A 12,262-nucleotide genomic window follows, 5' to 3' on the forward strand; every position below is an offset into this window, starting at 1 on the left:
CAAAGAATATAATGACTGAAAAAAGACAGGGGCGACGCAGCGCCCAGGATGCACAAAAGACCCGATACCATATTCTCAAAGTCGCTGCAGAGATGTTCTGCGAGTTGGGTTATGCCAGGGTGTCGCTACGTCACATCAGTGAAAAAGCAGGTGTGTCCCATAGCCTGATCCGCCATCATTTCGGCAGTAAAGAAAAAATCTGGCACAGCATCAGCGATGGCCTGCATCTGTATATGCAGTCCTACATCCGAACCGTGATTGCCCATATTCCTGCTGACACACCAGCCAATATCAAACTTTATCGTTTCCTGATCCGGATTCTGGCTCATGCCCTGATCATCAAGCAGCCGATCCAGCTGATTGCCGATGCTGCCCGTCAGGAAAATGCCCTGGTCGACTATTTCATTGATAATGCAGGTGAAATGGAAGCATTAATCGCAGCGCTCGCCGAACAATACAATGAGCAATATCCCGAAACACCGATAAATATCTGGGAAACCAAGTGGCACCTCATCATGTTTGCCCACAGTGCTGCCAGCATGACGCCACTGCTCAAAGATACCTGGTCAGATGAAACCGATGATGTCGATGACTGCCTGCTGCGTCACTGGCAACTGTTCAACCAGATGATGGCGCAGAAATTCCATGTTCCGGAGGAAGCGGTGTTAAAACCGACCTCAGTCAAAGCTCTGTTACATCCCCATGATTATGATTGGGAAAAACAGTGCGTGACTCTATGTTGTCAGGACGACAACAAAGACCGCGAAGAAGAAACGTTACCGTGTCGGGCGTCATTATCAGACAAATAAGGGTTATCAAGCTTAACAAATTAAGTCTTATAAAATAATGCAGTAAACTGACTCTTTATTCGGATCAAATAGGGGCTGTATATCCAGCCCCTATTTGATTAGTTAACTTTATGCCGCCTGGTTCAGGTTCCCGCTAAACCTAACCACCTAAACCTAACCACAGCACTATTTTTTCTTACCGCGGTTAGCGTGGATTTTCAGCTTGGCTTTCATCTTACGCTTGTCAGCAGAGCGACCTTTACGGCGCGGAGCCTGGCTTTCATCCATCTGCACCTCCAGAGAAGGTTCATACCCTTGCAGCCACTCTTGTGGCAAACGCTGGTCAAGCAGACGTTCAATCGCTTCCAGCAAAGGCTCCTCATCCGGGCTCATTAGTGAGACCGCAAAACCACTTTTGCCTGCACGACCGGTACGGCCAATACGGTGCACATAATCTTCTGCCTTAAATGGCATATCAAAGTTAACCACTTGTTCTAACTCGGCAATATCGATACCACGCGCGGCAACATCGGTCGCGATCAGCGCGCGCACTTTACCGGATTTAAAATCCTCTAACGCTTTCTGCCTTGCGCCCTGGCTTTTATCGCCATTGATTGAGGCTGCTTTGATACCATCGAGTTTGAGCTCTTTAGCCAAATCATCACTGCCCTGCCGAGTGCGAGTAAACACCAGCACTTGTTGCCAGTTACGTGAGCCTATGAGGTAAGCCAGCAATTCACGTTTGCGCCTTTTATCAACCGGATACACCATCTGCTGCACCGTTTCAGCGGTTGAGTTGGTCGGGGTAACCTGTAATTCAGCCGGCGTCTGCATCATACGATACGCTACTGCTTTGATCTTGCTGTCGAACGTCGCCGAGAAAAACAGCGTCTGGCGCTCTCGCGGCAGCTTACGCAGCACACGTTGAATATCGGGCATAAAGCCCATATCAAGCATGCGATCCGCTTCATCAAGCACTAATACTTCCGTGTTACCCAAATAGAGTGTTTTCACATGGGCATGGTCGAGTAAACGTCCTGGCGTTGCAATCAGAATGTCTGCACCGCCTTTGAGGTTCTGAACCTGGACTTTCATACTAGTTCCGCCGTACGCGGTGACAATTTTCAGCTCACTGTCAGCGGCATAGGCCGTCAGGTTATCAAATACCTGCTGCGCCAGTTCGCGGGTCGGAACCAAAACTAACGCCCGAATATCTTTCGAGTTGGCTTCGCGTGCTTTCGGCTGATTGACGAAGCGCTGAATGACAGGCAAACCAAATGCGGCCGTTTTACCCGTTCCGGTTTGTGCTCCGGCTAATACATCCTGACCATCTAATACCGGCGGTATGGCTTGCGCCTGAATTTCAGTCGGTGTTTTTATCCCCAGCCTATCGAGCTGTTGCGCCAGTTCTGGGGCAATACCTAAAGAAACAAAGGTCGAAGTCGTTTCGGACATATCAGAATCTCTTAAACAATGAACCGGTTTATCTCACACAGAGAGACATAAACGGATGTGAATGTGTTGAATGGGCGCGAATTGTATCAGAGCTCAGAGCGTTTGGCTTTCTCTAATACATCCGGATACAGGACGGTAAATAGCTCGGCTAAGCGGGAGTAATGGCGGCTTAGACCATCAAAGCAGTGCGCCAGCTTCCCCATACGCACACTGCGTTGCGACATACGCTGCAGAGCAAATTCGATATTGCTGAGTTCTGCGTAGGATTCAAGCCAGCCGCCCTGCCACATCGCACCGGAGACGCGGTTAAAACGGTCCGGCAGGGCGATGGGTTGAGGAGACGCGATCGGTTCAGAAGACGCTCTGGTTTCAGAAAAATTAGCGGCTGCAGCAAATGTAATAGCTTGCTCACGGGTTACGCGCTGGTGCGCCTGACGCACAAAACGCGATAAACTCAGGTCATGATAGTGGGCCCACTGACTGGCCAGACAGTGATCCCAGAACATATCGAGGGCAATGGGTGCGAAACGACGGGTATCGGCGCTAAAGCATTGTTTGGCATGCGAAATGACAGGATGACTATCGGTATAGGCATCCACCAGCCGATGCAGCCGTATCCCGCTGGCGATGGGAGCCACATATTGGCTGTCGGGATCACCTTTCACGAAATCGCCCAGCAGGTTGCCCAGCAGACTACTCTGACAGTGATCGGCAATATGCAAATGGGCGAGATAGTTCATAGGTTAATCGTCAATATGCAAACCGGTATGGTGATTAAGACGCTTCAGCGAAGGCTTCGCCGTCATTATAGTCTGTCAGCGCAAAGCCGATTTCCAGCGCATCAAGCAGCTCCAGACTCTCTTCTTGCTGTGTTGATTGGTCACTCATTGTTGACCTCCTTCTTTTTGTTCAGGCCTGCCCACCCTGGGCGACCAGATTCCATTTTATACCGTTTATATGACGCCCGAATGAAAACCGAAAGTCATTTTGCAGTAAAGTATGATGTTTATCATAGGTTGTTCGCACACTCCACTCTTTCACCGATCATTATCTTGGCTTCGACAGATGTACGAAATTATTTACGGTTTTGGATTTTTATTTTTACAAACGCATTGACCAAACCTTATTCCTGCTACAAAATAGCCAAAATCTAGCGAATATGGCAGTTATTAGCGTTCATTATTCGCACAACGCACTATGCAACCACAACAACTGTATAAGAATATTTACACTATGATGAAATCAAAGCTTTTTGGCAGTACTTTGATTATCGCCGGCACCACGATTGGAGCCGGGATGCTGGCTCTGCCGCTGGCATCGGCTGGAATCGGTTTTTCAACCTCTCTGATGATCATGTTCGCCCTGTGGGCCCTGATGGCATTTACCGCCTTGCTGATGGTGGAAATTCACCAATATGCAGATAAAAGTGCTACGCTTCACACCCTGGCCAAACAGATCCTCGGTACCAAAGGTAAATGGATCGCCACGTTCGCTATGCTGTTCCTTTTCTACGCACTTTGCGCAGCATACATTGCCGGGGGCGGCGCACAGTTTAGCAGCCGAATCTCAGAGCTGGCTGGTATCCAGGTTAGCGGCACGGCAGGTACGCTGCTGTTTACTCTGCTTGTTGCAGCCGTTGTAACCATTGGCACTGGCACGGTCGACAAAGTAAACCGCCTGCTATTTACCGGTAAAATGGTGACTATGGTGATGGTACTGAGCTTTCTGGCACCGAATGTTTCGGAATCTTACCTGCTGAGCATGCCGCTGGGACAAGGTCTGGTGATCGCGTCAATTCCGGTTATTTTCACCTCATTCGGTTTTCACGGCAGTATTCCGGCCATCGTCAACTACCTGGATGGGCACACACCATCATTGCGCAAAGCGATCGTGGTGGGGTCAGCCATCCCACTGCTCATTTACGTCTTCTGGCAAATCGTGACTCTGGGTGTGGTCAGCCAACCTGATTTGGTCGAAAACGCTGGCCTGAGTGCTCTGATTGGTACTCTGGCGCAGACAGTTCATCAATCGAATCTGAGCAGCGTTATCGGGGTATTTGCTGATTTGGCTCTGCTGACTTCTTTCCTTGGTGTGAGTCTGGGCCTGTTTGAATTCATGGGCGACTCCATCAATAAGAAAAGTGCGTACAAAAGTGGCACGATCAAGCGCGTTACCGCCGCTCTGATCACCTTTATTCCGCCGCTGATGTTCGCGCTGTTTTACCCGCAGGGTTTTATCATGGCTCTGGGTTACGCAGCTATCGCGCTGGCAGTTCTGGCGATTTTCCTGCCACTGAGCATGGTCGTGCGCGTTCGCCGTCAAACCTCGGATCAAGAGTATTACCAGGTCATGGGTGGCACTCCAGCTCTAATGCTGACAGGCGTCGTCGGCGTTGTGATCATTGGGGCGCAGCTGATGATCACCTTCGGAATCTTGCCTGCACTTGGCTGAACCATTTCACAAGTTTTTCATCGTTCACTCTGAACGATGAAAAACACCACAAAGGGTGACCTATGCAGGCCACCTTTTTTTATACGCCAATAAATATGACATAAGTCTCAATTATGACATTTCAATAACATACATTGCATGAATTTATGCAATGAACCGCAAGTTAACAGGTACGATGTGCAGAGTTTAAGCGTACTTTCATCTGCATCGGAGTAACCATGAAAGAAGTTCAATTCAGGACGATTGACCGCGTGTTTATCAAGATGTCCATCAACGACAAAATGTGGGTCATCTTTGCCCTGTTTATCGCTGCCATATCCAGCCTGGCCGCTCTGCGTTATGTTGACACTCTCGACCAATTCGAAACCCAATCGAAACAGGCGGTTGAATATAAATTACAGGGTATGCTGAGTCACGGTGACGTGAATACGCTGCCGGGTTTACAAAGCCGCAGTACATTGTCCCCAACCTCATACTTAAGCGGTAAAGTGACCGCTACGGCGCAAGCGCAAAACGGTGGTATTTTCGCATTGTCAGAAGACTTTTCTGCTCAGGAAGCGGCAACCCGCTCTGCTGCAATGACCTCTTTTGCTCTGACTTATCTGTGGGCCATCCCGTTTGCGATATTTACTTATTGGGTGGCAACGTTTATCGGCGGGGCGCTGTGGGTGCTTTACACCACCACGCTTAAGATTGCGGACGGTGATTTGACTTCTCGCCTGGGCTTTTATCCGGGACGTGATGAATTCGGCACCATTGGCTGCGCACTCGATAACGCGATGGATACCCTGACCGATCTGGTGGTGACGGTAAAGGGCAACTCAGCAACTCTGCGTGAGAGTTCGACTGCTTTTGCCCGTGAGATGAAAGAGAGTGAATCCCAGATCCACCAGCAATACGCCTCCCTCGATTCTGCAGCCACGGCGATGGAAGAAATGACCGCTTCTGCTCAGGAGGTGTCGGGGATTTCACAGCAAGCGACACAACAGGCTGAGCAAGACGCACTGCAGGTCGATAGCAGCCGCCAACGTGTCGAGCAGGCCATTAATGAAATCAACCAACTATCACATTTCATTTCGCAGACTTCCTCTTCGGTGACCACGCTGAACGAAAACGCGATTCAGATTAACGAAGTCATCACTGCGATTAATGCGATTTCAGAACAGACCAACCTGCTGGCGCTGAATGCGGCCATTGAAGCGGCGCGCGCCGGTGAGCAAGGACGTGGCTTTGCCGTCGTTGCGGACGAAGTCCGCACGCTGGCAGGACGCACGCAAAAGGCGACGGTTGAAATTCAGTCGATGATAGAAAAACTGCAGGCTGAAAGCAGAAACATCGCCGATATGACGCAGCAAACCGTCTCCCAGGCGCAAAGCAGCAGTGATCTGGTCGCAGATATCGGCCAGGATATCAACCAGATTGCCGATTCGGCCCAACGCATTAATGATATGAGTATTCAAATCTCGACTTCAGCTGAAGAGCAGAGTTCGGTTGCCAATGGCATCGCCGCAGAACTGAGTGATATCCGCAGCCAGTCCAACGCGATCCGCAGCGTAGCGCAGCAGTCGTCAGCCGGTATTGCCAGCATCGCTCAGGCAACCGAAAACCTGAGTAAAATCCTGGCTCGTTATCACACCAACTGATGAGCATGCTGCGAATGGTTCGGTAATGGCTGGCCCACAAGCGGCACCTCTGCTTATGTTAGATACAGTCTGACAAAAAAGCCGGTCAGTTCAGTGAACTGACCGGCTTTTTATTACCACTCGGATAAAAGCACCAAATTATGCGTCCGGATAGCCCTGCGGGTTCGCTGACTGCCAGCGCCAGGTGTCGGTGGTCATCTCTTCCAGGCTACGTTTAGCCTGCCAGCCCAACTCCTGCTGCGCCTTGGTTGGGTCAGCCCAACACTCCGCAATATCACCCGGGCGACGTGCAACCAATTGATAAGGAACGGGCTTTTGCGATGCCTGTTCAAAGGCTTTCACCATCTCCAGCACACTGTAACCATTACCCGTGCCCAGATTATAAATATGCAGACCGGCTTTTGCGCCAACCCGTTGCAGTGCGGCGATATGACCATCAGCCAAATCCATCACATGGATATAGTCACGGACACCAGTGCCATCTTTAGTTGGATAATCGCTGCCAAATACCGACAAGAATTCACGCCGTCCAACTGCAACCTGGGACACAAATGGCATCAGATTGTTGGGAATACCTTGCGGGTCTTCACCCAGTTCACCTGACGGATGAGAGCCGACCGGGTTAAAGTAACGCAGCAGCGTAATGCTCCAGTCCGGGTTCGCAGCCTGAAAATCCGTCAGACACTCTTCCACCATCAGTTTACTGCGCCCATAGGGGTTGGTCGCGCTGGTCGGAAAATCTTCCGTAATTGGCACGCTGGCCGGATCGCCATACACGGTAGCAGAAGAGCTGAAAACCAGAGATTTCACGCCGGCTTCACGCATTGCATCCACCAGTACCAGGGTGCCGTTAACATTATTATCATAGTATTCCAACGGCTTTTGTACCGATTCACCGACCGCCTTCAATCCGGCAAAGTGAATAACCGATTCAATCTGGTGGTGTTGCATCAGTTCAACCAGCAACGCTTTGTCGCGAATGTCGCCCTGCACAAACTGCGGCTGCACACCGGTCACTTTTTCAATTCGTGCCAGAACGCTCGATTTGCTGTTGTACAGGTTATCGAGAATGACCGGCGTCATTCCCGCTTCTATCATCTGAATACAGGTGTGGCTACCTATGTACCCCATCCCGCCTGTTACTAAAACCTTCATCACTAGCCTCCTTTGCGTTTGCGCATATTGTAGCGACATTAGTTACTGAGATCATTTAACAATCTGCGATTTTTACCCAAAGCGTGGCAAGTCAAGCCAAACTCTGCCACCACAAGCAATAAGCGCGATGATGCTACTCAGCTGATTTGGCAGCACTGTTTTTTGACCGCCTGAGGAAGCTGCCCGGCAGTATGTCAATCCAATATGCATTCAATGTTGCTGATCTTGACTAAAAAATGTAGACAAAGCCTGAAGAAACAGCACACTAGAATCTATCGCTCTTTTAGCCTCAGATGCTAAGCCAGCCATCGCCAGGCAAAAACTCCGCCAGAGCTGCATCACTCCAGGCAAAATTGCCTAAGCTGATTAGGTGGCGCATAGAAAAGAGTATGCACAAACGGTGAACAAGCAAAGACAGCAAACATAAAACGAGCAATGCGTATAATGCTGTGCTCTGTAAAATTCATCCTTTAACCCTCAAGGACAGTAAACCGGTGACGAAACGAACAATCAAACTCAATTGTGATATGGGCGAGAGCTTCGGAGCCTGGACTATGGGGGCCGATGACCAGGTAATGCCTTATGTGGATATGGCCAATATTGCCTGCGGCTTTCATGCCTCAGATCCGCATGTGATGAGCAAAACTATCGATCTCGCGTTACAGCACGATGTCATGATCGGTGCCCATCCCGGCTATCCGGATTTACAAGGTTTCGGGCGCCGTTCCATGGCCTTTAATGAAGAAGAAATCTGCGAACTGCTGATCTATCAGATTGGAGCTTTGAAAGCACTGTGTGAGAGCAAAAATGCCGAGCTTGGTTATGTCAAACCACATGGCGCGCTTTACAACGACATGATGCGCGACCAAAGCATTTTTCGCGCCGTAGTCGATGCCGTGTCCTGCTTTAATCTGCCGCTGATGATCTTGGCTTCATCCAATAACCAGGACTATCTGGATATTGCAGACCGTTACGATGTCCCGCTGCTGTTTGAAGCCTTCGCAGACCGGACTTATTTAGCAAACGGGACACTGACTCCCCGTTCAATGCCTAATGCCGTGCTGAAAAATGAAGATGACATCCTCGGTCAGGTACAGCAGATCGCCCATTACGGCAAGGTAACCAGCGCCGACGGTTTTGTCGTTCCGATTGAAGCAGACACAATATGTGTGCACGGCGATAACGATGAGGCCATTGGCTTGATAGCCAGAATTCGGGATCTGTTATAAGCCGGGTCATCAAACGAAAAAGGATTTTCAATTGCAACTCAACTATTCCATTGAGCCTGTCGCCGAAAGCAGCCTGCTGATTCGTTTTGGTAACGAATCCAGTGCCGCGCTTTCGCTGGTGATCGGCGACATCGCCAGACGAATCCGTTTGGCGCTGGGTGACTACATCATGAACGTCACCCCATCTTACACAACCATCTTAATCGACTATCTACCCTACCGTATCGCCAGCAAACACTTTTTAAAAAGAGTGATTGTCTGTATCGATAAAGCGGTTAGCCAGGAAAACAGCCTCGGGGAGATCGTCGAGCTGCCCGTGTACTACCATCCGGACGTCGGCCCCGATCTTGCCCTTTATCAGCAGCAGGGGCTGGAACTTGAGCAAGTGATTACCCTGCATACCGAGCCTACATATACCGTGGGAGCCATTGGCTTTGCGCCTGGTTTCGCCTTTATGACCGAAGTAGCAGCACCTTTGCGCCGCTCGCGCCATTCCTCACCTCGCCTCAGCTTACCCAAAGGCAGTGTTGCCATCGCGGAACATCAGACCGCGGTCTATCCGAATGCCTCCCCCGGTGGCTGGAACATCATCGGCAACTGCCCGCAGCCACTGTTTACACCCGACCACTCACCTATGGTGCTTTGGGAAATCGGAACCCGGGTCAAATTTCGCGCCATCAGCCGCGAAGAGTTTCTCGATCTGGGGGGAGAAATTAGCCCAGAACAATTTCAGTGGGGACGCACATCATGAGCGGTTTTATCACAGCCATTAAACCCGGCCAGCTCAGCCTGATTCAGGACTTTGGCCGCTTTGGTCTCAGTCACCTTGGCATTACTCAATCCGGTCCGGTAGACGATTACGCTTACAGCTGGGCCAATCACCTGCTTGGCAATCCGGTCAATGTTCCGGTTCTGGAAATCACCCTGGGACAAGCGGAATTTAAAATCGGTCATGCTTGCCAGCTCGCCATCACTGGCGGTGATCTGGCTGCAACGCTGGATGGCGTACCGCTGACAAACTGGTGTACGTTCAGCGCACGTAAAGGTCAGCGTATCAAGTTTGCCTTGCCGAAAAACGGCCTGCGCGCCTATCTGGCGGTACGCGGCGGTTTTCATGTCGAGCCTCACCTGGGCAGCGTTGCTACCGTCACCAAAGAGAGCTTGGGCGGATTACATCACAATGGTCAGCCACTGCAGGCTGGCGATAAACTGCATTTCGCCCCCCATACGCTGGATAATAAACCGTTGCAGATGACGTTTCGCCTTAAACCGGATTACAATCTGCCACTGCGCCTGCGGGTGATTGAAAGTTATCAGAATGAGACCTTCAGTGACGCGGCGCGCCATACCTTTTTCACCCGTACTTTCACTGTGAGTCAGCATGCCGATCGTATGGGATATCGTCTTACCGGCCCGGCTGTCACGCCACCACAAGAGCCGATTTTATCAGAAGGTATCGCTCTGGGCTCGGTGCAAATCCCGCCGGACGGCCAGCCGATCGTGTTACTCAACGACCGCCAAACCATCGGGGGGTATCCGAAAATCGGATGTGTCGCGAAGATCGATTTACCGAGACTGGCTCAGGCCAAACCCGGCCAGAGCGTACGTTTTGTCAAAGGTGATTTGGAAGGCTTACAGGAAGTATGGTGCCAGTGGGCGCGCTTTTTCGGCTATTAGCCTTTTCGACAACTCTTTAATAGCAGCCGTGCTCCTACGGGTTTCCGCCCACGACAGAGAACAAAAAAGCCCTGAATAATCAGGGCTTTTTTCCATGCAAACCAGTTTAACGACTGATTAAGCACTACCAACAACCTTGGCCAGCGCGCGCGGATAGCCGCGTTCATCAGCCAGTTGGAGAGCTTTCCGTTCAACCTGCTCAGCCGTCAGTCTCATACTGACCGGATGCAAATCTTCAATCGAACCAGTCTGATTCGCCTTCACTAAATTCCAGGTTGCAACGATTTTCTCCGCCGCTTCTAACGCAGAAGAGCCTTTCACGACCTCGATACGCGCGTAATGCTGGCCGGCAAAGGTCACATCCGCAGCACGCAGTGTGGCATCATCACCCGGAATTTGCTGCGCGCCAAACAGAGGCTTACCGCCCACTTCCGCACGAGCGAAGTCAGGAATAAACTGACTCATATGTACAATCGCACGCTGAGTCCGTTCCTGAGTCGCTTCCGGCTGCCAGCCGCGGGTAATTTTGTTTTCCAGATGTTGAGGTAATTCTGGCTGGGAAGAGGTTTCGTTTGAGGCAACCAGACCGTCATCGAACAAGGTAATGCCCTGTGTCATGCCATGCAGCTGGAACACACCATCGGCGTATGGCGTCAACTGAGCCATCCCCTGCGGCGTGCCACGCGGGCCATGGAATATAACTTCCGGCCAGGCCTGCTGACATTGCGGCCACTGAGTGACATAAGCAGCCTTAAACTCAACCAGACGCTGACGCTGCTGACGCGCCATATCGTCCAGCTTACCTGTTTCGAAACCACAGGCATTGACCAGATAATCGCAGGCCGCATGGCGGGTTTTGCCCTGCTCATCCAGATAGGTCAGTTGCCATTGATTGTCGACAAAATCGCACGCTACCAGAGTTGAACGGGCCAGTACCCGGCAGTTTGGCAGTGCCTCGAGTACCAACTCCGCGCTGGCAGCAAGACGAAAAACACTCCAGCCATACTCCTGTACTGCGATCACCGGATATTTAAGCGTATCCAGATCGGTGTGCTGGGCAAACGGGATCAGCCACTCTTCAATCGTACCCGGTTGCTCGGGTTGAGTCAGCTTGGCAAGGCGATCAAGATCCTCGCGCATAAATGTCTGATAGTACTCGGCCGGAAAACCCAGCACCCGATTGCGTTCATCTTCATCCACCAGTTGTTGATAAGCGCGTTGAATCACTCCCAGACGCGGCAGGATATCATCCGGCACACCGGGATCAGAATGCGGCACAGCTATCACGGTAGGACGTTTATTGAGCGTATGCGGATAAAGGCGCACGGTATCTATCGACTGACGCAACAGTTCAATGCACTGCTGTAAAGAGATCTCTCGATACAGGTTGCCACCAGCATGTAAGTGACAGATAGGCGGACCGTTGACCAGCCCCGGACCTTTTTCCATCAGCAATACATCAAGCCCTAGTTCGCTCATATGTACTGCTGCGGTAGCCCCCGCAACACCACCACCGATAATGGCAACGCTGGGTGACACGCTATTTTCGGATACTTGTAACATTTCACTGCCGATTGTCATTCATTCACTGCTTATTCTAATGGTTGTAAAACGCTATGAAAATCACATTTTTTACGCGGTCTTAGCACGTAAAAACAATACCTTTCATAACCACCTCCCATTGTATGTGCATTTAGGCGCTTAGATCACTTCATGAACAAATCAAGACAAAAAAATGAAAAAAAATGCTTGACTGATAATTGCGAAAAACCAATTTTCACCCCCTTGTGTATAACGCATTGGCGGGATCCTCCGGCCCACAAGGCTGGCACGAAAAGACCAGTTATTAACAGGTCGAGTTATC

10 protein-coding genes are annotated in these 12,262 nt (G+C 50.7%); 6 read left to right on the forward strand and 4 right to left on the reverse strand.

What is annotated here, in order from left to right; all coding sequences use genetic code 11:
- Positions 1–11: 11 nt before the first annotated feature.
- Complete coding sequence (locus KNV97_RS02770; protein ID WP_136483946.1) at positions 12–809, forward strand: TetR/AcrR family transcriptional regulator; 798 nt, start codon at positions 12–14, stop codon at positions 807–809.
- A 165-nt stretch (positions 810–974) separates the two neighbouring features.
- Here the strand turns inward: KNV97_RS02770 and KNV97_RS02775 are convergent, their stop codons facing one another.
- Positions 975–2,243, reverse strand: coding sequence for a DEAD/DEAH box helicase (locus KNV97_RS02775; RefSeq protein WP_218562073.1), 1,269 nt, complete (start codon positions 2,241–2,243; stop codon positions 975–977).
- A gap of 86 nt (positions 2,244–2,329) precedes the next feature.
- Positions 2,330–2,983: an acyl carrier protein phosphodiesterase gene (locus tag KNV97_RS02780; protein ID WP_218562074.1), complete on the reverse strand. Its 654-nt coding sequence runs from the start codon at positions 2,981–2,983 to the stop codon at positions 2,330–2,332.
- Positions 2,984–3,476: 493 nt separating this feature from the next.
- Here KNV97_RS02780 and KNV97_RS02785 point away from each other — a divergent pair, with 493 nt between their 5' ends.
- Together KNV97_RS02785 and KNV97_RS02790 are read left to right on the forward strand one after the other, a co-directional pair.
- Entirely contained in the window at positions 3,477–4,694 is a 1,218-nt protein-coding gene (locus tag KNV97_RS02785) for an aromatic amino acid transport family protein (RefSeq protein ID WP_136483943.1), read from the forward strand.
- A gap of 218 nt (positions 4,695–4,912) precedes the next feature.
- A complete protein-coding gene (locus KNV97_RS02790) occupies positions 4,913–6,337 on the forward strand; it encodes a methyl-accepting chemotaxis protein (protein ID WP_136483942.1) in 1,425 nt (474 codons plus the stop codon).
- 138 nt (positions 6,338–6,475) lie between these two features.
- Here KNV97_RS02790 and galE read toward each other — a convergent pair whose 3' ends face one another.
- Complete coding sequence (galE, locus tag KNV97_RS02795) at positions 6,476–7,492, reverse strand: UDP-glucose 4-epimerase GalE (protein ID WP_136483941.1); 1,017 nt, start codon at positions 7,490–7,492, stop codon at positions 6,476–6,478.
- A 494-nt stretch (positions 7,493–7,986) separates the two neighbouring features.
- Between galE and KNV97_RS02800 the strand changes: the two genes are divergently transcribed.
- Genes KNV97_RS02800 through KNV97_RS02810 form a run of 3 tightly spaced genes read left to right on the forward strand, consistent with a single transcriptional unit; the run spans position 7,987 to position 10,398 of the window.
- The gene (locus tag KNV97_RS02800) at positions 7,987–8,721 is read left to right on the forward strand and encodes a 5-oxoprolinase subunit PxpA (protein WP_136483940.1); all 735 of its coding nucleotides are present in this window, start codon (positions 7,987–7,989) and stop codon (positions 8,719–8,721) included.
- A gap of 31 nt (positions 8,722–8,752) precedes the next feature.
- Positions 8,753–9,472 carry a 5-oxoprolinase subunit B family protein gene (locus KNV97_RS02805; protein WP_136483939.1) on the forward strand — a complete coding sequence of 240 codons (720 nt, stop codon included), beginning with the start codon at positions 8,753–8,755 and terminating at the stop codon, positions 9,470–9,472.
- Complete coding sequence (locus tag KNV97_RS02810) at positions 9,469–10,398, forward strand: 5-oxoprolinase subunit C family protein (RefSeq protein ID WP_136483938.1); 930 nt, start codon at positions 9,469–9,471, stop codon at positions 10,396–10,398. Before KNV97_RS02805 ends, KNV97_RS02810 begins: the two co-directional genes overlap by 4 nt.
- A gap of 117 nt (positions 10,399–10,515) precedes the next feature.
- Here the strand turns inward: KNV97_RS02810 and KNV97_RS02815 are convergent, their stop codons facing one another.
- A complete protein-coding gene (locus KNV97_RS02815) occupies positions 10,516–11,979 on the reverse strand; it encodes an FAD-dependent oxidoreductase (RefSeq protein ID WP_218562075.1) in 1,464 nt (487 codons plus the stop codon).
- Between the last annotated feature and the right edge of the window lie 283 nt (positions 11,980–12,262).

The sequence above is a fragment of the Vibrio ostreae genome (assembly GCF_019226825.1).
Lineage (GTDB): Bacteria > Pseudomonadota > Gammaproteobacteria > Enterobacterales > Vibrionaceae > Vibrio > Vibrio ostreae.